The sequence below is a fragment of the Paenibacillus barengoltzii G22 genome (genome assembly GCF_000403375.2).
Lineage (GTDB): Bacteria > Bacillota > Bacilli > Paenibacillales > Paenibacillaceae > Fontibacillus > Fontibacillus barengoltzii.
The window spans coordinates 102,450-124,653 of the sequence record NZ_KE159652.1 but is presented as its reverse complement, the minus strand read 5'-3'; the positions used below and the strand labels follow the sequence as shown (position 1 = coordinate 124,653).

Sequence of the window (22,204 nt, the reverse complement as noted above, 5' to 3'; positions counted from 1 at the left end):
CAGCTGTCCTAGTGCATAAGCCATAAATAAAACCCTACTTTCCGCGTATATGGAAAATAGGGTTTTATTATTATAACGATGATTGAAGAACAGCCTCCCGCTTCAATATCGCGATTCCGTTGACCGGCAGCTCGATTGTGCCGCTTACGGTCAAGCCGGTTTCGGCGTCTGTATAGCTCCTGCGGTCGAGCTCGACGCGAACGGCGCGGCCGGAGAAATTTTGCACGAAGACGTAATCGTGCTGACCGTCCGTGCGCAGCTGGGCAGTCACTCCCGCCGGCAGGTCGGTATCCAGCGCCCGGCGCACGCCGGCATCTTGAACGAGCTTGCCGTAAAACGCCTCGTAGAAGGCGGGATCGCTGACGCGGGCGGCCAAATAGTAAGCTTTGCCTTGGCCCAGCTCGTTTAGCGTTAAGGCCGGCTTCCCTGCGTAAAAATCGTCGCGGTAGACGCCAAGGACCTTGGAGCCTTCCGCATGGATATGCTCGCACAGCTCATGAATCTCATAGGTCCCGCTGAAGCCTAGCGGATTCCCGTCTTCCAGAATCAACGCGTTACGGTCATGGTCATGCAGGCCGTCGATTTCCTCTGCCCATACTCCAACCGCCTTGCGCAGCGGTCCCGGGAAGCCGGTCAGATGGCACAGGTCGTTCTCGTCGACAATGCCTGACCAATACGTGACGAACAAGGTACCGCCGTCCTTGACGAACTGCTCCAGCTTGGCTCCGGTTTCTTCCCGGATTAAGTATGCCATCGGTACGACCAGCAGTTTGTAACCGCTGAAGTCGTCAAACGAGCCGATGATGTCCGTTGGCACGCCCAGCTCCCACAAGGCGCGATACTGCTGCATGACGGTCTCTTCATAATGGATGCCTTTATTGCGTGGCCCTTGGGCGTCGTTGATCGCCCAGCGGTTATCCCAATCAAACAGGATGGCTGCTTCCGCTGGAACGGTTGTACCGAGGATCTCCGTTAACTCGGACAGTGTTTTACCAAGCGCAGCAACATCGGCGAACACGCGCGTGTGCTCATGGCCGACGTGGTCGATGACCGCGCCGTGGAATTTCTCGCTGGAGCCGCGGCTTTTTCGCCACTGGAAATATTGGACTGTGTCGGACCCGTGGGCCACTGCTTGCAGCGAGGACAGCTTGTGCATACCCGGCCGCTTCAGCTTGCTGACCGGCTGCCAGTTCGTCAGTGACGGCGTGCTCTCCATCAGCATAAACGGCTTCTGCTTCAAGGAGCGGAACAAGTCGTGGTTAAATGCAAACCAGGAAGCAACCCCCGCATCGGATTCGGCCTCATGCCACATCGGATAAGCGTCCCAGGAAATGACGTCCACAGCTTTCGCAAACTCGCGATAATCCAACCCGTAGAACAGGTCCATCATATTTACTGTGCAGGGCAAATCCGGATTGATTTGTTTGAGCGGCTTGATCTCATGCTTGTAGAAGTCGATCGTCTGGTCGGATACGAACCGGCGCCAGTCAAGGTTCTGTCCATGCACCATCATTTCGCCGTGAGGTGCCGGGGATTCCACCTGCGACCAGGAGGTGTACGTATGGCTCCAAAAGTTCGTCCACCACGCGTGGTTGAGCGCTTCGAGCGTGCCATACTTCCGTTTCAACCAGTCGCGGAAAGCGTCTTGGCAGTAGTCGCAGTGGCATTCCCCGCCGTATTCGTTGGATACGTGCCACCCCACCACGGCCGGATGACTGGAATAGCGCTCCGCCAGCCGGGTGTTCATCTGCGTCACTTTTTCCCGATAGACTGGGGACGTAAAACAGTGGTTATGACGCATGCCGTGGAGGTTGCGCACCCGGTTCTTCTCAACGCGCAGCACTTCCGGGTACTTCTCTGACATCCAGGCCGGCCGAGCGCCGCTTGGCGTCGCCAACCAGGCGTAGATACCGTTCTCAGCAAACGTGTCCAGCACGCGGTCCAGCCATTCAAACCGGTAGACGCCTTCCTCCGGCTCTAGCGAAGCCCAGGAAAAGATCCCCACCGACATCACATTGCAATGGGCCAGCTTCATCAGCCGGATATCCTCCGCCAGCACCTGCGGATCATGGAGCCATTGGTCAGGGTTATAGTCGGCACCGTGCATAAAGACCGGCAGTTTGTCGCTGATTGGCGGAAACTTCATCGGTTTTGAGCTTCTACTCATCGAAATTACTCCTCCCCGTTTCTGATCTGTAATGAAGTAGATTGGTTTCTCACGTGCTACGAAATGTAAAAGTGCAGTCCATTTTCGCCAAATCGCCCTTTTCGAAGCCTTTCAACTGCAAAAGTGCAGTTGATTTCAGGGCAAACCGCCCATTTTAGCCTCCATCGTCTCCAATCAAATGTACTTTTGCATTTCACACGCCGAATGAAGAGGGTTTTTCGCAAAATCAAATGTACTTTTACAGTTCGACACACTCTCAAACGCTCTCCTGCCCCTTCAAACGTCACGATGAATGAAAAAGAGGGGACGGGCGTCCCCTCCTTTCACCCCCGCCTGCTTATTGGCCTTGAGCGGCAAGGAATGCGTCGATTTGGCTTTGCAGCTCTTGTTGAATCTTATCCAACCCGGCTGCCTTCAACTGTTTGTTCAAGTCCGCTTGCCCTTTCTCCAAGTCTTTGATCAGGCCGTACTCCAGCGGGATCGCATAGCGCAGCATGACGTTGCCTACGTTTGCGACTTCGTTCTTCACCTTGGTGTCGTCAAAGACGAAGGTTTCCAGCGGGAAGTGATAAACTTTAGACTGCCAATCCGCCAGCATTTGGTTGCCTTCTTCCGGATAGGAAGCGTCGGTGCGGTTCAGCAGTGAGTTCCACCCCCATACGGAGTAGCCCGACAGGTTGTAGTTGTTGAAGCTTGGGCCTGGATTGTATTTGTCATCACCCAACGGCTCGTAGTGCTTGCCGGCGATGCCGTACATCGTCAGATCATGGATTTCTTTATCGTTTTGCAGCAGGTCGATTAGCATCAGCGAACGCTCGACGTTTTTAGACGTGGCATGAATCGCCAACCCGTTCTGCGTGGAGATCGCTCCGATTTTCTTCTTATCCGGCGTCAAGTCGGCAACGGTGACTTCCATCTCCGGCTTGTCGCGGCGGATTTCACCAACGTTGCTGGAGATCGTTCCCAAGTTTTGCGCATACGAGGAGGTTTTGCCGGCTTTGATGTCCTGGAACACGTCGTTTTTGTTGCTCACAATGTTCTTCGACCAACCGTTGTTATCCGCCAAGTCTTTATAATATTTGATCAGTTCGGTAAACTCCGGCGTGTCGTACACGTTGAACACTTTCCCTGTCGGATCGTCCAATTTGTAAGCCAGCGGGAAGTTGTAATCGACCAGATTCCATTCATTTTGTTGTTCCAGCAAAATTTGGTCCAGCTCATGCCATTTCCAGCCGTCAGCTGGCTTTGCGCCGAATGGGCTGATGCCTTTCTCGCCCGCTCCAATCGCTTTCAGATAAGCGGCGTAGGTTTCCGGGCTGTTCACCGGTTCCAGATTGTACTTTTTACGCAGGTCTTCGCGAATCAGAACAACCTTGTCCGTCACTTCCTGGTTGTTGTTGGGCACCATGTACAGCTTGCCGTTCACTTTGGCTTGATCCCAAGAGGCTTGCGGCATTGCTTCCCAGGTCATTGGGGCATAAGTCTGGAGCATTTCCTCCGTCAACTCAAGGAATCCGCCCTTCAGCACCTGGTCATTATAGAACGCCCAGTTCGCGGTGTAAGCGATGTCAAAATCTTCGTTTGCTGCAAATTTCAACGGGTATTTCTGGGTCCAGTCCGCCCAATCCAAAAACTCCGTCTCCACAGTTGCGTTAATTTTCTCTTTCAGCAGCTTGTTCAGCTCGCCGTATACCTCATCATAATCTGTCGGTTTGCTGCCAATCATGAGCAGCTTCAGCGTAATTTCTTGGGACGTATCTACAGCCCCAGTGGTTGCCGTATTGGCCGACGCATTGTTCGAAGCTGCAGCGTTATTTGATGCTGCGTCGTCCGGGGTGTTGGCGCTGCCTGCGTTATTGTTCCCGCCGCCGCAAGCGGACAGTAAAGTCATTAACGCCAGCACCATAGCCACAAGAAACGTTGTTTTCTTCTTCAGTTTCATGACGTTTATTCCCCCTACAAATGAATTGGTATAAAAAAAACTCCTCTATGTGATAACCGGGTTGCCCCGAGGTCACCCTTTCACAGCGCCAATCGTTAGGCCTTGCACAAAATAACGTTGGATGAACGGATACGCGATCATGATTGGTCCGGTGGCTACGATGGTCATCGCCATCTTTAAGCTCTCCGTCGGGATGTCCGAGGAGACGACGGCTCCTGCCGCCATCATCGCCTTGCGCATGCCGTCCATGTTGCCGAGCAAGCGGTACAAGTAATACTGCAGAGGCATCAGGTCGGAATTGGAGATAAACAAGAGCGCGTTATACCAGTCATTCCAGTAACCCAAGGCGATAAACAGCCCGATGGTGGCCAGCGCCGGCTTCGACAGCGGGATCACGAATTGCAAATAAATTTGGAAATCGCCCGCCCCGTCGATTTTTGCCGATTCGATAATCGCCTCCGGGATGCTGCTCATAAACGATTTCATCACAATGATGTAGAAGACGTTCATCAGCATCGGCAGAATCAGCACAAGCAGCGTATCCTTCAGATCCAGGTAGTTCACGATCAGCAAGTACCACGGGACAAGCCCGCCGCTGAACAGCGTCGTAAAGAAGAAGAAGAAAGAGAAGTGGCTGCGCCATTTAAAATCTTTGCGTGCCAACACATAGGCCGTCATCGAGGTCAAAAACAATCCAAACAGTGTGCCCAGCAAAGTGACGGAAATCGTCACGCCATACGCCTTCAGCATTTCCTGCGGATACTTGAACAGAATACCGTAGGCTTCCAGCGAAAAGGACGCCGGGATCAGCTGGAACCCGTCCTCGATGATCTTACTCTCGTCCGTCAGCGAAGAAGATAGGACCAAAATGAAAGGAAAAAGACAAAACACCGCCAGCAAAGTCAAAGCAACATATCCGATCATCTGCAGCAGCAGACGGTCGATCGGTTTGCGTTTGGGAGCTGCCGGCTTCATGGCCGGCTGCAGATTGGGTGCCATCGTACTCATCAGCGTTAACCTCCACTCGTTTCATTCGTGTTGCCCCATCGCGGTTGTTTTTTACGCACCGTTTAGAACAAAGCACGGTCCTTATCGTATTTCCGCACGGCATAGTTCGCCAGCATAATCGTCGCGAAGCCCAAAATCGATTGATAGAATCCCGCCGCGGCGGACATCCCAATCTCGTTCGAGGTCGTGAGCATCCGGAACACGAAGGTGTCGATGACATCCGTTGAAGAGAACAGTAAGCCGTTGTTGCCAACCATGTTATAGAACATGCCGAAGTCCCCGCGGAAAATATTCCCGATCGCCAGCAGCACCAAAATGATGAGCGTCGGATAGAGGTTTGGAATCGTGATTTTGCGTATCCGTTGAAAGACGTTCGCCCCATCGATCTCGGCGGCTTCATACATCTCCGTATCAATGCTCGTGATCGCAGCCAGGTACATGATCGTTCCGTAACCAAGCGTCTTCCACGCCGATACGACGACGAGAATCACCGGCCAATAGGCGGCCGTGTTGTAAATATCAATCGGTTCGAGCCCGATCGCATTCAGAAGCACGTTGATCGTACCATAATCGTAGTTGAACAGGTTATATGCAATTGCACCAACGACGACCCAGGAGATAAAATACGGCAGGAACATCACCGTTTGCGTGATTTTGCGGAACCATTTCCCGGCCACCTCGAACAGCAGGATCGCGGCAAAAATTTGGATCGCGTTGTTCACCACAATAAATGCGATGTTATACAAAGCCGTATTGCGGGTAACCCGCCAGGCGTCCCCGGAGTCGAAGAAAAACCGGAAGTTGTCCAGCCCATTCCAGGGGCTTCCAAACACTCCGCCTGTGTAGTTGTATTGTTTGAAGGCCAGGACAATCCCCGCCATCGGCACATAGGCGAACAGCAGGAAGAACAGGACGGCCGGCGTCAGCATGAGCAGCAGAACCTTATACTTCTTCACGTCGTTCCAGAATCCGCTTCGCTTCATGTCTCGAACTCCCCTCTTGGTTGTCTCTTTATCTCACAGTATAGAGGAGTGCTGTTTCATTCGGGATTCAGTGAAACAACAAAAACTAATACAAATTCCACGATGATCCAAAAATTCAGAAAAAAAGACCTCGCCCTCCGTAATCACGGAGAGACGAGGTCAGAAACCAATGAAGGGGGCAGGCCACCGCCATTGTCGGGTGAGCAGTAACCAGTGGGCGTGTAGTGTGCAGTGACCAGCGAGACTCGTGCGCCCGCATCGTAACGGACCGTAATGACCTTATGGGCTCATTTCCCGGAGATTTCCCAAGCTAACGGACTCCAGCACCCTTAAAGCGGCCCTATGACAGCAATTTGCTCAAAAATATCCGAAATAAGGTCTCCTCTGTCCGTTAAAAAGGAAATGCGAGCACCATCAGGTCAATAACGTCCGTCATGTCCGTTAGCCGTGGCCGGCCAAGAACGCAGCGGGGATTGCGGCCCGGACCTTATCAGATCTTATGCGTTTTGCGATATTCCCCGGGCGTCATCCCGGTAGCCTGCTTGAATTGCCGGTTGAAATAAATAATATTTCTATAGCCCATCCGTTCAGCGATTTCATAAATCTTCAAGGTAGGATCGGTCAGCAGCTCGCAGATGCGCTTGGTCTTCAGCTCGTTCAAGTAATCGCTGAAATGCCGGCCCGTTTCTTCCTTAAACAAAAAGCCGAGATAGTTTGGCGTAAAATCGAAGCGGGCGGCGACGTCTTTCAGCGTCATTTTTTGCTCCAAATTGCTCTCGACATAGGCCATAATATCTTGAATCAGCTTGCGTTTCTGCTTCTGCTTCTTGACGTACAACAGCTCGGACAACTCAAAGAACCGTTTCCGCAGCCAAGACGTGATATCATGAATCGTCTCGAACTGGAACAGCAGCACCGGCTGGTGCGTATCCCACTTCAACAGCTCATACAGATTTTCATTGATCTCACGCAGATCGGCATGCAGCTGGGTGGTGATGCGGATGATGAGATCGTATACATCGTTCTTCTGGGCCAGCGGGGAACCTTGATAAAACAGCTCCAGCAAGCAGTCGTCAATCGTTACGAGATCATAGCCTAGAATCGCCTTTAACATCCGCCGGAGAATCTCGTCCGTTCGTGCACTGGCAAATCGGCTTTCGCCCGGATACACCCGAGCTTCATGGATCAGTCGGTCCTTGCCGACCAGCCACTTGGCGCTAAGCGCCGCTTGCGCCTGGCGGTAGGACGCCCGCAGCGCTTCTTCATCCCGTGCGAAGCTGCCTACCCCAACGGTCACGGAGAAGGGGGAGATTCCTCGGACCGCCCGGATCAGCTCCTCCAGCAGCTCCAGGAACGCCGTTTCCGGTACAGAAGCCAGCAGGAGAAACCGTGTCGGTTGGCTGACGATGAACGTGCCCAGCTTCATCTCCGTCGTAAAATGCTGGATAAACGCCATCACCTTCTGAATTTGCTTGCGTCGCTCCTCCTCCGGCAAATCCCCGGTCTTCCATTCCAGGTCGTCGATTTCAACAAGGGCTGCTGCAGTTCCTGTTCTAAACAGGGTTTGCAAATACCCGCGAATATGCCCCTCAACCTGCTCCGGAGAGATCTCGTTCAACCAACGCAACAGCAGCTCTTCATTAACGATCGTCAGCGCTTCCGTAAATGTACGATCCTGATCCCGTTCGCGCTCGATGACCGTACAGAGCTCACCCAGCATTTTATACAGCTCCTGATCTTCCACAGGCTTCAGCAAATAAGCCGACGCGCTGATCTTGATCGCTTCCTTGGCGTACTCAAAGTCCTCGTGCCCGCTGATAAATACGATTTTGACACTTGGCTGAATCTCCTTGGCCTTACGGGCGAATTCAATGCCTGACATGATTGGCATGCGGATATCGGACAGAATCAGATCGATTCGCTCCTGCTCCATCGCCTTAAGCGCATTAAAGCCGTTATTGGCGGTTGCCGCCACCTGCAGGTTCATTCCGCTGCCCTGCACTCTGCGGCGCAGCCACTCGAGGTCTACTGCCTCGTCGTCGACAAGTAATACGTTAATCTCCATGGCCGTCATTCCTTCTCGTAAGTTTACTTCTTATCTCGAGCATACTTATCGCTCGTTCCGCTGAACATATCGGTTTGCAATGATAATCTATACAAATTCACCGATTTTACAGACTTTCCTCTGAGAGATCACCAAAAAATTATTCCAATGCCGGGAGCTCCCCAGGGTTCATCGGAAGCAGGATCTGAACCGTTGTCCCTCCGCCATAGATGCTAGCGATGCGAATACCGTATTTGCCTCCGTAGCGAAGCTTGATCCGCTCGTCGACGTTCTTCACCCCGTAGCCGCCGGATTGGCTTGGACCAATCAGCAAACGCTGCACCGTCTCCGGCCTCATCCCAATCCCGTTATCGATCACTTTCAACTCCAGGTCATCGCCCCGCCGCTTCCCTTTAATGACGATCGCAATCGATTCGCCAAACCAGGCATGCTTAAACGTATTCTCCACGAACGGCTGCAGGATCAGCTTCATCACTTGCACCTGCAGCAGTTCGGGATCCACGTCGACGTGGACAGAGAAAGCCCCGGCGTATTTGACCCGCTGAATACCCAGATATGTCTCCACCTGCTTCAACTCATGTTCCAGAGGTGTAAAGACGTTCCCTTGATTCAAGGTCAGCCGATAAAATCGCGACAGGCCCTGCACCATCTCGGTGACCTTGGCGGTCTCACCGAGATTGGCCAAACTGCTGATTGTCGACAGCGTGTTGTATAGAAAATGCGGGTTAATCTGCGCCTGCAACGCCTCCAGCTCTGCTTGCTTCTTCTGGATGCCCTGCACGTACACGCTGTTGATCAGCCCCTGAATATTGGCTGCCATCACGTTAAATGCATCGGCAATATGTACAAACTCATCGTTACCGGAGAAGCGAATCCGCTTCTGGAAGTTCCCCTCCTGAAAGGAACGGACGAGCCAAACGATGCGTTTCATCTTTCGTCCGGACAGCCGAGCCACGATAAACCCAATGAAAGCCATGACGATAAAGCTGATGCCGCACACGGTAAAAATCACCCGCTGCAGCCTGCCTGCATCCTTAGTTAAGTACGCCTTCGGAACCAGCGCCTCAATCACAAAGTCGGTGCCGGGAATCGGTTCATGCAGACTCAGATATTTCCCCCGCTGGGCGTCCATTTCCGCATTCCCCCGCTGATAGAGCAAGACCCCGTCTGACGCAGAATCAATCAGGCGTACCGTAATCCCCTGCTCGACAGGAAACGTGGAGAAGTCGCCAAACAAATCGTCGAGGGAAGCGGTGATGCGGACATATCCGATCACGGTCATGTTCCCGCTATATGAGACCAGGCGGCGGATATGAGAGATGTTCCCCAACCGCTGATCGGTGTCGATCTGCAGCCAGATATTATCCCGTTCGGAATCTTTAAACTGTTGATACCAGGCGCTGTCCTGAATGTCCTCAAACGGCAGAATGTAATAGTCACTGCGGTGAATCGGCTCCTCCAAGTTATCGCCCGAGACGATATACAGATCGCTGTTCAGCGTATACAGCATCAGCCGAATGTGGTTGCCAAACAGCTTGAGCGGCGCCGTAATTTGCGGAACGATCTCATCCAGCATGACCAGATAAATGTCGTACGGCTCCCCTTTGGTCTGCAGCGCCCGTTGAAAGGCGAGATTGCCAAACAAGGTATCCGACATCCGCTGGATCTCGTCCATCTGATAGCGAATGTTGTTCCGGGCCTGCTCCATTCCGGTGCGGATGTTCGTCTCGGCCATCTCCGTCCGGGATTCGGTCAGCATCGCGTACGACACGTAGCCGATGATCACGTCCGTTAACAGCACGAGCAGCAGGTAGGGAATCAGCATTTTGTAGGTGAAGGGAATATATTTTTTCATAGGATCGCCAAGCTTTCTCATCGATTTAATCGCTTACATTCAGCCTCATATTCATCATATCGGCCCTTGTCCAGAAAATAAATAACAAAAAAACCGACCCGGGTCCATGGCTTTTACTTCGCCAACCCGAATCGGTTTGATAGGGTGTTTATTATAAGTTTTCTGCGTTCTTTACCGCATGCTCCCAGCTAGGAAAATAAAACAAAGCGTTGCGCATCAACTCTGGATCGTTCTGCTTCACTTGCTTCTTGCTCAGCGAAACGCCTTCACTCTGCAATCGTTTGATTCGGCGGACAACTTCATCCGCTTCAAGAGTGGCATCCATACAGCTTTGCTCCTTCCATCTCAGGTTGCTTATAGCATTTCTATTTCACATGCAAAATATACCTTGGCTGCTAGATTTAAGCAACACGCTGGCCCGATGCAGCTACAGTGTGACACCATCCCCGGAACGAGGCAGCTTGCCGCCCTTTCCGGTCAGAAAGCTCCGAATCGCCTGTCGATTGGCATACGTCAGCACGATCAGATTCACCAGCCAGACGCCCCAGAAAGGCAGTGAATAGCCGGAAACCAGCAGAAAAATGGACAGCATCGCCATGCCAACGACAACTTGGAAGCCGTCGGCTTCCCTAGACGCATATTTTCCCTTCTTATAGCAGGAAAATACCGCAAGCAGCACGGCGAGAATCACCGCATAGGCCAAAGCCGCCTCAAATCGGGTTAAGGCGCTCCACACGCCGAAGGTTACGGCAATCGCCTTGCCTCCCTTAAATTTAAGGAATGGCGAAAAGGCATGCCCAAGGATCGGGGCGACCGCAACCAGCGTCATCCCGTAATCGCGTCCCAGCATCCCCGATTCGACCAGGAAGACTAGCGGCACATATCCCTTCATAAAATCGAGCAGAATGCCCGCCAATCCCCAATGGTAACCGGCAGACTGCCACAGATTAAACGCGCCGGGGTTGCCGTCGCCAACCTGCCGTAAATCTTTCCGGGCCGCCTTGCCCAGCCAATAGGAAAACATTAAAGCCCCGCACAGGAACTCCACCGCTGCCAGCCAGAGAATCATCGATCTCCCCTGCTTCCTACCTGTACGTCCCGGCCTTTCCAGGTGACCGATCCCCGAAACACCACTTGATAGGCCGAATAGATCAGGATCACGAGGAAAAAGAGGGTCGACAACACATGAAGCAGGGGCATCCCTATGCCAAACTTCCCTACATAGCGCACCAGAAAGTACAGCTGTACCGCATACAGCACATACCCGATCAGCAGCGGGTAAGCCCAGGCCGTGTTCCAAAGGAACAAGGCACTTTCAGAACCGATAAGCCCCAGAAGCCACGCCGCAACCAGCAGTGTCGTTGCAGGCCGGAGCTTGGCTGTGCTTAGCACCGCCCCTTTCCCGAACCCTTCGAGCTCGCTGCGAATCCCGTTCGGGTACATCCGGAAAGAGACGAGGCCGCTGCCGAGAAAATTGGTCACGCGAATGCCCGCCTCGCGGAACTTCGCACCAAGGTTCAAATCGTCGAGCAGCTCCGCACGAATGCTGTCATGCCCCTGAATCGCCTCGTAATCGCGGCGTGTCGTCACGATGCAGGAGCCGTAGAGCCCTTTTTGCCGGCTGCGCAGTTCAAACGGCGAAGTGAACGCAAATACGCCCAGGACATTCGTAATGAGCGCCAGACGTTCATAAAACTTCTCCGTGACATGAAACGGTACAACGGAAATCACACCGCCCGCCTCAGCCCGCGCCTGCAGCAGTGACTCCAGCGCCCGGGGGGCCAATCGAATGTCGGCATCCAGGAAGACGATCACGTTGCCGGTGGATTGCCGGTAGCCGTTCCAGACCGCCCAGGTTTTCCCTGTCCATCCGGGAGGCAGCGCGTCGTTCCGAATTACGTTTACCCCATATTTAACGGCGACCTCATAGGTGCCATCGTCCGAAAAATCATCCACCACAATGATCTCATCGGGAGGATAGGTTTGATTTTGCAACGAACCCAGCAGATGCGGTAAATTCCCGGCTTCATTCCGCGCCGGAATGATTACCGACACCTTCTCTCCTCCGCGATAAGGTTCTTCCCGTTCGGGAACAACAACCGCCCGAAACAGGATCCATCCTGCAATCCATCCGATGGCTAATACGATCCAAATTCCCATTGCTGCCCCACCTCTTTCGCTGCCGAAATAAAGTGAAATGACGTATATGAGTATTCTATGTTCGTAATAGCAGAGATGTACAAAAAAGTAGAAGAGACTACCGCTAGTGTAGTCGACAATTCCTATTTTTTCAACGAAAAAACAAAACCCCTCTCGACAACCGAGAGAGGCTTAGATCCTATCTTATTGCTCCAATTTAATAAACGGATCGTCGATCACCAAGCTCTGCGCTTCCGCATCGCTGATTCCCGCATACAATGTCGCTTTGCCGCCGCCTTGACGGACAAGTCCGCCGCTGAATACGACGTCAGCCAAATCCGGCCGCTTCGCCGGGCCCGGCAGGAAATCGGCGCGTTCGGCGATAATCTCCATATCGGTGTATTGGCCGGTTGCCGGGTCAAACCCGAAGGCCATCGGGTAATAATGGCGGTCGCCTTGTTCATCGAAGCGGGCAATATGGCCCAGCACCCCCAGCTTGCCGTTAGCCAGCAGATGGATTTCGTTGCTGCCGCCCCATTCCTCATCAAGGAATTGCTCAAGCAGCGGTGCTTCCTGCACCACCTCAAGCGAGAGATCCGTAAGCCGGTCCACTTTCGCGAAGCCGATTTTCCCTCTGCCCCCTTTCTCCCCCTGCGGACGGGTAAATACGCCAATGGTTCCGTCGGACAGCTCCACCAGGCGCAAATCCTTCATTTGGTCCGGGCCTTGGAAAAACAGCTCTAACTGATGAAGACGAGGTCCCTTGTAAAATACCGTCCGCCAACTGAGCGCTCCTTCCAGCTCCGGGTGCGGGAACGTCTGCACCCCGCCGAATATCAGCTCCCCGCCGATGCGAGTGAAGAACGGATCCTGCAGCCCAAACACCGGCGCCCCTTCCCGGGGAACCCAATGCTCGCCGCGGCGAACAAAAAACCAAATCTCCGACTCCTCGCTGTCCCGGCGCTCCACGCGTCCGGCAATGACCAGCTCCCCTTCGTCCTCGAAGGGAGCCGAAATATTGTAAACGTCCCGTTCGCCTACCCCTTCAAATATCAGTTTGACGGCCTCTCCGGGCTTGTTCACCTTTGCCTTATGCCGGTAGGCCTCAACCAACTTCTCGCACGACAACACACCGCTGTTCTGAAAATTTGCCATCATCTGATTCCCTTTCCGTTAGCTTAGTGGTTGCAAAGCTTCCAGCAGCTGCGGGAGGCGGAAGCTCGCGCAGGCCATCGAATCGTCCGATGCCCCGTAATACATAATCACTTGTTCTCCCTTGACGATTGCTCCGCAAGCAAAAATCACACTGTGGAAAAATCCGCTCGTCTCATATTCCGCTTCCGGCACCATCAGCGGTTCCTCCATGCGGGCGATTACCCGGCCTGGATCGTTGAGGTCCAGCAAGGCTGCGCCCATGCAGTAGCGATGCGTCTGATCCGCGCCATGGTACAGAATCAGCCAGCCTGCCTCGGTTTGGATCGGCACACAACCCGCGCCGATGCGGGCTCCGTCCCATTTTCCTTCGCGCAGTCCCATCAGGAAGCGATGATTTCCCCAGTGCTCCAGGTCCGGCGACTCGGCCACCCAGATTTCCGGCAATCCGAGGCCTTCCGGCACCGGGCGGTGAAGCATATAATATTTGCCATCGATTGCTGCGGGGAACAAGGTTACATCTTTATTCGTCGGGGCCAGGATCACCCCTTCCCGATTGAACGTCACAAAGTCGGTGGTCGTCAACCGGCCAACGGCTACGCCTCGTTCAGAAACGGCGCTGTAGGTGATATGATATTGATCTCCCAACTGGGTAATCCGCGGATCTTCAATCCCCCAGCGTTCCAGCGGGTCTTCCGGCCAGACGCTAGGCGTCTCGTCGATGGTAAAGTTCAAGCCGTCCCGGCTGCGGGCCACGCGAAAATGGGAGATGGACGTTAAGTACACCGTGGTTCCCTGCTGATCGCGGATCACCCGAGGGTCGGAGAAGTCGAAGCTCGGATCTTCCCGGTCGACTCTCACAATTTCCACTGCTGGCTCTGCCCCGCGGGTCTGGCGGTTTACGTCCACCACCGGTACAAGCACATAGCGCGGGTCGGTCTGCCGAGGGCATTCCGCCACCCGCAGCAGCAGGAGCACTTCTCCTTCATATTCAGCTACGCCAGCGTTAAATACGCCAAGTACTTCCCAATCCGGGAAGGTAGGCTTGACATCCTTCGGCGTAATCAGCGGATTGTTCACGGAGCGATTGATCTCTATCTTTTGCAACATCGTCATCTAGCAGTTCCTCCTATCCGAAATTCAGACTGATTAGTCTTTCATGCCCGTAAACGTAATGCCCTCGATAAAGTAACGCTGGGCCATAAAGAACAACAGGATGACCGGCAGCGCCACCAGCGTGGACATGGCCATCAGGTAATTCCATTGCGGGGCTTCGTTCACGCCGCCCATAAAGAAATACATCCCGACATTCAGCGTATACATCTTCATATCCGACAGGTAGATGAGCGGACCCAGAAAGTCGTTCCAATACCCCCGGAACGCAAAGATCGCGACAGCCAGCAACGCCGGCTTCACCTGCGGCAGCATGATATAAACGAAAGTCTGGAAGAAATTCGACCCGTCCATCTCAGCCGCATCGTCCAGCTCCCGCGGCAAGGTCATGAAAAACTGACGCAGCAGGAATATATAAAACGGTCCCCAAGCCGTCCACGCCCGCAGGACAAGCGGGTCAAATTGGCCGACCAGGCCAAACTTCTGCCAGATCAGGAACGTCGGAATCAACGTGACGTGAAACGGCAGCATCATCGTAGCCAGCAGCACGAGGAAGATCAAGCCGCTTCCAGGAAAACGAAACCGCGCAAATCCATAAGCGACAATCGTGGCGCTGATCAACTCCGCGATGATCCCCAACACCACGATAAAGATCGTGTTAAACAAGTAGCGGTTAAACGGCATCGCCGTCCACGCTTCCACGAAGTTATGCCATTGCGGCGGATCTGGAATCCATTGCGGCGGCCAGGCGAAGATATCCCCGTCCGCTTGCAGGGCGGTCGACACCATCCAGAAGAACGGCACCAGGATAACGGCAGCTAAGAACGTGACGATGACGTATATGATCGTCTTGTTCACCCATTTCCACGTTCTGCCGGAGACGGCTTGAGTACGGGCTGTCGAAGTATTTTCCATGTGTTACACCTCCTATTAGCGCCGTTCCGATTCGTAGTGAACCCACGCCGGGCTGGAACGGAACACGAGCAGCGTCAACACCAGGATGATGATAAACAACACCCAAGCGATGGCCGATGCCTCGCCCATATGCAGCTGCGTGAATCCGCGTTCGTACACCAGCTGGTTCATAAATTTGCCGGCGGCCGAAGTTGGACGGACAAACATCGCAATCGTAAAGATCTGCAATGCTCCGATCATCCCCATGATGACTTGCAGCAGGATCACCGGCGAAATTTGCGGAATCGTGATGTGTACAAACTTGGCCAATCGTCCGGCTCCGTCGATTTCAGCGGCTTCGTACAGGTTTTTGGGAACACCTTGTAAGCCGGCTAGGAATACGACCGTATTGGTTCCGAAGATCCCCCACAAGCTCATAATGACAAACGCGCCAATCACGTAATGAGGATCGCCAAACCAATTGGGCTTATCGATGCCAAATAGAGATAACAGCGGCGATAGAACGTAGTTGATAATGCCGGATTCACTGTTAAACATCCATCTCCACAGCAGCGCCACGGCCACCTCGGGCATGACCGCCGGAAGGAAGTAGATGGTCCGGTACGTACCGATCCCCTTGATTTTATTGTTCAGCAGCATAGCGACCAGCAGCGCGCCAATCACGCCGATGGGCAGCGACAAGGCGGCGTACAATAGCGTAATCCGAATGGACGGCCAGAACTCGATATCATTCGTAAACAGCTTGATATAATTGCCGAATCCAACCCATTCTGTCTTGCCGAAGATCGAGGACTCGGTAAAGCTCAAATATAAGGAATCTATCAAAGGATATACGGTAAAAATCAGGAAACCTACAATCCACGGAGAAACGAGTGCTAAACCGATCGCCTGCTTCTTTTTCCAACCCAGCTTAGAAACAACGAAGTAGAGCACGCTCGCAATGACTAACAGGACAACAGGGACTAGCAACCATCGGATGAATGTTGCCAGATGGTTTTCCATGCGGTTTCCTCCTTTCTGCACAGGTTGACCCGTTCACTTGATGAAGAAAAGGGAGGAGGCTGATGCCTCCCCGTCCTTCTCGCTTGAACCTTCAATTATTTCATCACACTCTCCAGCAGCGGCTTCACTTCCGGAATCAGCTTCTCCGGGTCGGTCCCAGCGTTGATGATCGGGTCCATCAGCTGCGTCCAGTAAATGTTCTCCCATTCCGGATATTTCTCAGAGTAGCGATACGGTCTTGCGTATTCCATCGAGCTGATAATCGCTTCAAGGGAATGTGATTTCTTCGGATGAAGCTCCTGCAGCGTCGCCAGGTCCGCCAGGGATTTACGCGGCGGCATGATCTTCCAGTGGTGGATCGCATCGCTCAGGTCCACCAAAGCTTCGAAAGCTGCATCGGCGTTTTTCGTATTGACGTTGATGCCCATGCCAAGGATGTCGCCAAAGGTGGCATGGATGCCGGTTGGTCCGGCTGGAACCATAAAAGCTTGCACGTTATCGACCGTGGAATCCAGATCATCGGCTGCCCCGCCCATGAACATCGCCACTTGGCCGTCGCGGAACATTTTGTCGAAGCCGCGATCGCGCACAATTTGCTGCGAAGGTGTCAATGGCCCCTTCACCAGTTCGGAGTAGAAGTTCAGCGCTTCCTTCGCTTCCGGCGAGTCGATTGGCGATTGACCGTCTTCGGTTAAGACGTCTCCGCCGTTTTGCCAGATGAACATTTGAGACGGCGGCCAGCCGTTTAATGTAAAGCCCCACTGTACAACCGACTTCTCATCAAACCCATCCTCACCGGGATGTTTGCCGTTCTTGTCTTTAGTCAGCTTCGTGGCTGCATCGGTAAATTGCTCCCAGGTCCAGGTTTCATCCGGATAAGCCACACCGGCTTCATCGAACAGACCCTTATTCACGTACAGCATCACCGGTTGCTGCAACCATGGCAGACCGTAAACCTTCCCATCGTGCGTAAATGGTTGAAGGGAAGACTCATAATAGTCATCTACGTTCGCTGCCGGTTTGTCAGAGGACTTCAATCGATCTGTAATGTCCAGCATCGCGCCTTCCGACGAGAACTGGGCCGCACGCTGTGCGCTGATCCAGAACAAATCCGGTCCCGAATCACCGGTTAATTGGGTGATTAATCGAGTATCGTACTCCGCTGGATTCGAATCTTGCACAATCGTATACGTTGTAGATTTCTCATTTAATTCGTCAAGAAGCTGCTGCAGCTCTTTCGCTTCGTCTGCCCCGGCCCAGGTCGTCAACTTCAGTTCGACCTTCTTGCCTGGTTCAGCGCTTTGCCCTCCCTTCTCATTCTGATCGCCTTGGCTGGCACCTCCGCCGTTATTGCCGGAGCAGGCCGACAACAGCAGGGAAACTGCAAGAACCAAGATGATGGCCATGGAAAATTTCTTCTTCACATGAATGACCCCCTACCAGATAGATGATAGAATTACTAACTTCATGACTAACATTCTTTTGTAACGTTACTCAAGATTACATTTTTATTATGTATCCAAATGACAACGCTGTCAAGAGAGGATTTCGGAATCGTAAAATGCTAAAAAACAGGCTTTTCCTCCGCCAATCGTTTACATTACAACATTTTTCGTGTATATTTATTTTTGTAACGTTACAAAAACGATAAGCTGTAGCATAGAGGGGATTCTAACATGCGAAAAAAAGTCGCCATGCAGGATATCGCGGATCGCTTAAATATATCTAAAAACTCTGTCTCCCAGGCGTTATCCGGCAAAGACGGAGTCAGCGAAGAAACGCGGCGCAAAATTATCGAAACAGCGGAAGCCATGGGCTACCGTTACAATAAGAAGACTGCGGCCGGCAACCCAAATCAAGTGAAGACGATCGGACTTATTGCCTCAGATTTTGCTTTTTCCATGCAGTTTTTCGGGGAAATCTATCTTGCGGTCGAACGGGAAGCCAAGAACCATGGCATCAATCTCCTGATTCAATCGATTACTCCCGAGATGCGCGACCGGCTGCAGCTGCCTTCTTTCATTGAAGAGAAGCAAGTGGACGGCCTCCTGATTCTGTCGCATATCAGTACGGCTTATATCCGCAACGTGCTTGAGCAAGGCATCCCCACCGTGCTGATCGACCACCATCACCCGCTGCTTTCAACCGATGCGGTTCTGACCAATAACCGTTTCAGCGCTTATATCGCCGTCAAGCATCTGCTGGATTATGGCCATCAGGATATCGGCATCCTGGGCAATGTTGCAGTGTCGCCTAGTTATCAAGAGCGTTGGGAAGGTTATCTGCTTGCCCTGCGAGAGCACGGCCTGGAGCCGCGTAAAGAGCTGATGCTTGTGCATACGCAGGAAGAGGAGGAGACAATCGCAGAAGCCATACGCCGTTTGGACAAACAGCCTAGCGCATGGTTCTGCCTGAATGATGGATTTGCGTTTTACGTCAGCTTGGCGTTGCGTCAACTGGGGTACCAAATCCCTGACGAGATCTCGATCTGCGGCTTCGACAACAGCCATTATTCCCAAATGGCCTCACCCAAAATCACGACGATGGAGGTTGACCTGTCCCTGTTCGCGCACAAAGCGTTTGAACAGCTCATGTGGCGGATCAAGCATCCGGACGAAGCGTACCAGGAAATTCTGCTGCCTACCCGCTTAATCGTGCGCGAATCGACGACAGCGGTGAAAGCTTAAATAAAAAAAGGTAGATCAGGGAGATAACCCTGATCTACCTTTTTGTGTATCCGTGGACGATGGGATCGCTACGCACTCTCCGTAGGTGAAATCAAAACTAACTGGAATTTCTACCGTTAATCTTGACGAGAACGCAAGGTTTGGGCGATATAACAGCAAAATGTATAGTTAATTTGAGTGCTTTTCCACGAAATCAGCGATTTTGATGAAATTAACGGCAGGTTTTACTGTTCGTTGCGCGAAAGGACCATCTACGTCGAATTTAACGGTACTTTTTCCAGCTAATTAGCATTGAGGATGTTTGTTGCTTCCGCCTCACCCGACTTGAGTCCTCAATAACCAAACCAGCCTTTAAGCAAGAACCAGATCACCGGCACCAATAAGGACGGCAGCATATTTAGCGTCTTCGCGTCGATGATCTTCAATATCGATAACCCTGAGCTGGCAATCAGCACGCCGCCGACAATGGAGATCTCCGTCAGCAATGGAGTCGTTAGAAATGTCGCCAAATAATCAGCGCTCATATAGATGGCCCCCTGCCATAAAAAGAGCACGACAGCAGTAAGGGCAATTCCGATGCCGTAACTGGAGGCCAGCACCATGGAGGTGACCAAATCCAGCGTGGCGTTCATGTACAGGTACGTATGATTCCCGTGCAGCGCGCTTTCGATCGGCCCAAGGATGGATAACGTGCCAATGCAGAAGAGCAGGATGGCCGTCGACAGTCCTTGTCCCAAATTCGAGGTGGAGAACCGCCCCACCAGCCGTTGGAATTTCCCGTCGATGTCCAGTGCAGTTCCGGCCAGACTCCCCGCCGCCAGGCTGATGATAAACAACACAGGGAATGTGCTGTCCTTCATATGGGTCACCGCAGCGTTAATGCCAAGCATGGTGGCAGCCAGACCGATGGCGGTAAATAGGGCGGTCTGATACGTCTCCTTCAGCCCTTTCTTAAAGATGCTGCCAAGCACACTCCCCGCCAATATGGCGACCGTGTTCACAATCGTTCCGATCATATTCCTGCTCCTATCCGTTCATAAGTTCTGTCCTCATTCATGATAACGTGTTGCCGAATAACCGTCTAGCGCCTCTCCTGGATGCCCACCAGAATCTCCACATCGATGGTGATCTCGGTGGCCTCACGCTGTGTAAATGCCGATCAATGTTTTCCCTTCCTTCTCCTCAATTGATCTCGGAAGCGGAGTAAACGGGAAAGGCAAGCCCTGGCCTGAACCGAAGGCGTAGTTACGCATGCTTATATCCCCTAACAGGCATAAAAAAAGAAAGGCAGAACTTTCCCGCCTTCCTTCATATCACGATTCGATCCCTAAATTTGAAGAGTTATGAAAAATGGGCAGACTGGTCCCGTTTACCCTGTTCCGGTGAACAGAGCCTTTGAACATATGAAATTACTTGTTCAAAGCGGTATGACGCAGTCTAATGAAATGCACCATTTAACCTAACCCACCTTTTTCATGAATTGCTGATCCATGTATATTATAAATGAATTCGATATGAATTCAACTTATCCCAAGCGTTACTCCATCTATCTTCACTCTTTATAGGGCGGCGAAAATTTTGGTATACTGAGAACAAACCAACCAAGAACGGGGATCCAATGCGATGAAAGACCACGACATGCTGGCTGTACTGAAGGCCCTCTCAAACGAAACCCGGCTCAACATCCTTTGTTGGCTGCGGGAGCCGGAGAAATTAGAGCCCGATCTGCCGGAGGTCATCAAACAGGAGTTTCCGGGCAGCGTATGTGTCGGCTCGATTCAAGAAAAATCGGGATTAGCGCAATCCGTCATTTCTTCGTATTTAGCAAGCTTGCTAAAGAGCGGCTTGTTAGAATCCCGCCGATATGGGCAATATACGTATTACCGGTTAAATGAAAAAGGAATTGATGCCTTCTTGGAACAATTCGCCGCTAAGTTGAAGGCCAAAAAATAATACAGCAGAAAATTTTTTCAGCTTGCATATTCATCCGTTGATCTATATATTTAGATATATCTATACACGAGAGGAGAGATCCCTATGTCCATTTCTCAAACCGCTGCCGCTCTGTTTACACCTTTTGAAGGCGGTGGACTGAAGCTTGCCAATCGAATTGTCATGGCGCCAATGACTCGTTCCTTTTCTCCAGGAGGTATCCCGGGGGCTAATGTCGCCGGTTACTATCGGAGAAGAGCGGAGAACGGCGTTGGCTTGATTATTACGGAAGGTACGGTGATCAACCATCCGGCAGCTCCTGCCGATCGGGATGTACCTCATTTCTACGGAGAGGAAGCGTTGGCTGGTTGGCAGCGAGTCGTCGATGAAGTGCATGAAGCCGGCGGCAAAATTGCCCCCCAAATTTGGCATACCGGTACGGCCCGCAAGCGAGAGACGTTCCCTGAGTCGGATGCCGATCCGATCGGACCATCCGGTCTCAGCCTGACCGGTGAGCAAGTCTCGGAACCGCTGACGAAGGAAGAGATTCGCAAGCTGGTTCAGGCTTACGCTCAAGCTGCTGCAGATGCGAAGCGCCTTGGCTTTGACGCCGTCGAAATCCACGGGGCGCATGGGTATCTGATTGACCAGTTCTTCTGGGAAGTCACCAATAAACGGACGGACGAATACGGCGGCGACCTCATTGAGCGTACTCGATTTGCCGTTGAGGTAATCGAAGCTGTCCGTGCTGCGGTTGGGCCGGATTTCCCGATTATTTTCCGTTTCTCGCAATGGAAGCCTGTTGATTATAGTGCCAAGTTGGCCAAGACCCCAGAAGAGCTGGAACGCTTCCTAGCTCCGCTGAGTGCGGCTGGTGTTGATATTTTCCATGCCTCCACTCGCCGTTTCTGGGAACCGGAGTTCGCGGGCTCAGAGCTGAACTTGGCCGGTTGGACGCGCAAGCTGACCGGCAAACCGACGATCACTGTAGGTTCCGTCGGACTGAACTCCGAGTTCACCAGCTTGTTCGAGTCAGGCAAAGGCGGAGACATAACCGGTATTGAGCAGCTGATCGAGCGCCTCGAACGCGGCGAGTTCGACCTCGTTGCCGTTGGCCGCGCATTGCTCACCGACCCGGCTTGGGCGGCAAAAATCCGCGACGGCCGCATGGATGAGCTGAAGCCATTTACTAAGGAAGCCCTCTCCACATTGAGCTGATCCCTTGCTTACCGAATGGAATCAAG

Annotated in this window: 18 protein-coding genes; 3 read left to right on the top strand and 15 right to left on the bottom strand. The window is 52.6% G+C overall.

Annotation, left to right across the window (positions count from 1 at the left end):
- Nucleotides 1-70: 70 nt before the first annotated feature.
- The 14 genes from C812_RS00650 to C812_RS00590 all read right to left on the bottom strand — a co-directional run bounded on the left by C812_RS00650 (nucleotide 71) and on the right by C812_RS00590 (nucleotide 17,765).
- Nucleotides 71-2,167, bottom strand: coding sequence for a beta-galactosidase (locus tag C812_RS00650; RefSeq protein WP_016310775.1), 2,097 nt, complete (start codon nucleotides 2,165-2,167; stop codon nucleotides 71-73).
- A gap of 337 nt (nucleotides 2,168-2,504) precedes the next feature.
- On the bottom strand, nucleotides 2,505-4,109 hold the full coding sequence (locus C812_RS00645) for an ABC transporter substrate-binding protein (protein ID WP_016310774.1): 1,605 nt from the start codon (nucleotides 4,107-4,109) through the stop codon (nucleotides 2,505-2,507).
- 72 nt (nucleotides 4,110-4,181) lie between these two features.
- On the bottom strand, nucleotides 4,182-5,084 hold the full coding sequence (locus C812_RS00640; protein ID WP_036624457.1) for a carbohydrate ABC transporter permease: 903 nt from the start codon (nucleotides 5,082-5,084) through the stop codon (nucleotides 4,182-4,184).
- A gap of 95 nt (nucleotides 5,085-5,179) precedes the next feature.
- Entirely contained in the window at nucleotides 5,180-6,100 is a 921-nt protein-coding gene (locus C812_RS00635) for an ABC transporter permease (RefSeq protein WP_009226514.1), read from the bottom strand.
- Between the two features lie 490 nt (nucleotides 6,101-6,590).
- Nucleotides 6,591-8,165: a response regulator gene (locus C812_RS00630; RefSeq protein WP_016310773.1), complete on the bottom strand. Its 1,575-nt coding sequence runs from the start codon at nucleotides 8,163-8,165 to the stop codon at nucleotides 6,591-6,593.
- A 139-nt stretch (nucleotides 8,166-8,304) separates the two neighbouring features.
- Nucleotides 8,305-10,020: a sensor histidine kinase gene (locus C812_RS00625; protein ID WP_016310772.1), complete on the bottom strand. Its 1,716-nt coding sequence runs from the start codon at nucleotides 10,018-10,020 to the stop codon at nucleotides 8,305-8,307.
- A gap of 151 nt (nucleotides 10,021-10,171) precedes the next feature.
- Nucleotides 10,172-10,345 (bottom strand): hypothetical protein, encoded by a 174-nt coding sequence (locus tag C812_RS22465; RefSeq protein WP_009226517.1) that lies wholly within the window; start codon nucleotides 10,343-10,345, stop codon nucleotides 10,172-10,174.
- A gap of 102 nt (nucleotides 10,346-10,447) precedes the next feature.
- Nucleotides 10,448-11,089 (bottom strand): glycerol-3-phosphate acyltransferase, encoded by a 642-nt coding sequence (locus tag C812_RS00620; RefSeq protein ID WP_016310771.1) that lies wholly within the window; start codon nucleotides 11,087-11,089, stop codon nucleotides 10,448-10,450.
- Entirely contained in the window at nucleotides 11,086-12,180 is a 1,095-nt protein-coding gene (locus C812_RS00615; RefSeq protein ID WP_016310770.1) for a glycosyltransferase, read from the bottom strand. The genes C812_RS00620 and C812_RS00615 overlap by 4 nt, the downstream gene beginning before the upstream one ends.
- Nucleotides 12,181-12,363: 183 nt before the next feature.
- Complete coding sequence (locus tag C812_RS00610) at nucleotides 12,364-13,314, bottom strand: MTP-1 family protein (RefSeq protein WP_016310769.1); 951 nt, start codon at nucleotides 13,312-13,314, stop codon at nucleotides 12,364-12,366.
- A gap of 18 nt (nucleotides 13,315-13,332) precedes the next feature.
- Complete coding sequence (locus tag C812_RS00605; RefSeq protein ID WP_016310768.1) at nucleotides 13,333-14,427, bottom strand: glycoside hydrolase family 130 protein; 1,095 nt, start codon at nucleotides 14,425-14,427, stop codon at nucleotides 13,333-13,335.
- Nucleotides 14,428-14,460: 33 nt separating this feature from the next.
- Nucleotides 14,461-15,339: a carbohydrate ABC transporter permease gene (locus C812_RS00600; protein ID WP_016310767.1), complete on the bottom strand. Its 879-nt coding sequence runs from the start codon at nucleotides 15,337-15,339 to the stop codon at nucleotides 14,461-14,463.
- 15 nt (nucleotides 15,340-15,354) lie between these two features.
- Complete coding sequence (locus tag C812_RS00595; protein ID WP_016310766.1) at nucleotides 15,355-16,341, bottom strand: carbohydrate ABC transporter permease; 987 nt, start codon at nucleotides 16,339-16,341, stop codon at nucleotides 15,355-15,357.
- Between the two features lie 95 nt (nucleotides 16,342-16,436).
- Complete coding sequence (locus tag C812_RS00590; protein ID WP_016310765.1) at nucleotides 16,437-17,765, bottom strand: ABC transporter substrate-binding protein; 1,329 nt, start codon at nucleotides 17,763-17,765, stop codon at nucleotides 16,437-16,439.
- A gap of 252 nt (nucleotides 17,766-18,017) precedes the next feature.
- Here C812_RS00590 and C812_RS00585 point away from each other — a divergent pair, with 252 nt between their 5' ends.
- Nucleotides 18,018-19,028, top strand: a complete 1,011-nt coding sequence (locus C812_RS00585) for a LacI family DNA-binding transcriptional regulator (protein ID WP_016310764.1) — start codon at nucleotides 18,018-18,020, stop codon at nucleotides 19,026-19,028.
- A 332-nt stretch (nucleotides 19,029-19,360) separates the two neighbouring features.
- On the opposite strand, the gene C812_RS00580 is transcribed toward C812_RS00585, so the two are convergent.
- Nucleotides 19,361-20,044: a DUF554 domain-containing protein gene (locus C812_RS00580; RefSeq protein WP_016310763.1), complete on the bottom strand. Its 684-nt coding sequence runs from the start codon at nucleotides 20,042-20,044 to the stop codon at nucleotides 19,361-19,363.
- A 607-nt stretch (nucleotides 20,045-20,651) separates the two neighbouring features.
- Here C812_RS00580 and C812_RS00575 point away from each other — a divergent pair.
- Nucleotides 20,652-20,981, top strand: coding sequence for an ArsR/SmtB family transcription factor (locus tag C812_RS00575; protein ID WP_016310762.1), 330 nt, complete (start codon nucleotides 20,652-20,654; stop codon nucleotides 20,979-20,981).
- A gap of 84 nt (nucleotides 20,982-21,065) precedes the next feature.
- Complete coding sequence (locus C812_RS00570) at nucleotides 21,066-22,178, top strand: NADH:flavin oxidoreductase (RefSeq protein ID WP_016310761.1); 1,113 nt, start codon at nucleotides 21,066-21,068, stop codon at nucleotides 22,176-22,178.
- The last annotated feature ends 26 nt before the right edge of the window (nucleotides 22,179-22,204 follow it).

Coding starts and splice junctions, on each gene's coding strand:
- C812_RS00640 (WP_036624457.1), bottom strand. CDS start 5,084: ATGAAGCCGGCAGCTCCCAAACGCAAACCGATCGACCGTCTGCTGCTG.
- C812_RS00630 (WP_016310773.1), bottom strand. CDS start 8,165: ATGGAGATTAACGTATTACTTGTCGACGACGAGGCAGTAGACCTCGAG.
- C812_RS00615 (WP_016310770.1), bottom strand. CDS start 12,180: ATGGGAATTTGGATCGTATTAGCCATCGGATGGATTGCAGGATGGATC.
- C812_RS00580 (WP_016310763.1), bottom strand. CDS start 20,044: ATGATCGGAACGATTGTGAACACGGTCGCCATATTGGCGGGGAGTGTG.
- C812_RS00650 (WP_016310775.1), bottom strand. CDS start 2,167: ATGAGTAGAAGCTCAAAACCGATGAAGTTTCCGCCAATCAGCGACAAA.
- C812_RS00635 (WP_009226514.1), bottom strand. CDS start 6,100: ATGAAGCGAAGCGGATTCTGGAACGACGTGAAGAAGTATAAGGTTCTG.
- C812_RS00585 (WP_016310764.1), top strand. CDS start 18,018: ATGCGAAAAAAAGTCGCCATGCAGGATATCGCGGATCGCTTAAATATA.
- C812_RS00595 (WP_016310766.1), bottom strand. CDS start 16,341: ATGGAAAACCATCTGGCAACATTCATCCGATGGTTGCTAGTCCCTGTT.
- C812_RS00610 (WP_016310769.1), bottom strand. CDS start 13,314: ATGGCAAATTTTCAGAACAGCGGTGTGTTGTCGTGCGAGAAGTTGGTT.
- C812_RS00620 (WP_016310771.1), bottom strand. CDS start 11,089: ATGATTCTCTGGCTGGCAGCGGTGGAGTTCCTGTGCGGGGCTTTAATG.
- C812_RS00575 (WP_016310762.1), top strand. CDS start 20,652: ATGAAAGACCACGACATGCTGGCTGTACTGAAGGCCCTCTCAAACGAA.
- C812_RS00625 (WP_016310772.1), bottom strand. CDS start 10,020: ATGAAAAAATATATTCCCTTCACCTACAAAATGCTGATTCCCTACCTG.
- C812_RS00645 (WP_016310774.1), bottom strand. CDS start 4,109: ATGAAACTGAAGAAGAAAACAACGTTTCTTGTGGCTATGGTGCTGGCG.
- C812_RS00570 (WP_016310761.1), top strand. CDS start 21,066: ATGTCCATTTCTCAAACCGCTGCCGCTCTGTTTACACCTTTTGAAGGC.
- C812_RS00605 (WP_016310768.1), bottom strand. CDS start 14,427: ATGACGATGTTGCAAAAGATAGAGATCAATCGCTCCGTGAACAATCCG.
- C812_RS22465 (WP_009226517.1), bottom strand. CDS start 10,345: ATGGATGCCACTCTTGAAGCGGATGAAGTTGTCCGCCGAATCAAACGA.
- C812_RS00600 (WP_016310767.1), bottom strand. CDS start 15,339: ATGGAAAATACTTCGACAGCCCGTACTCAAGCCGTCTCCGGCAGAACG.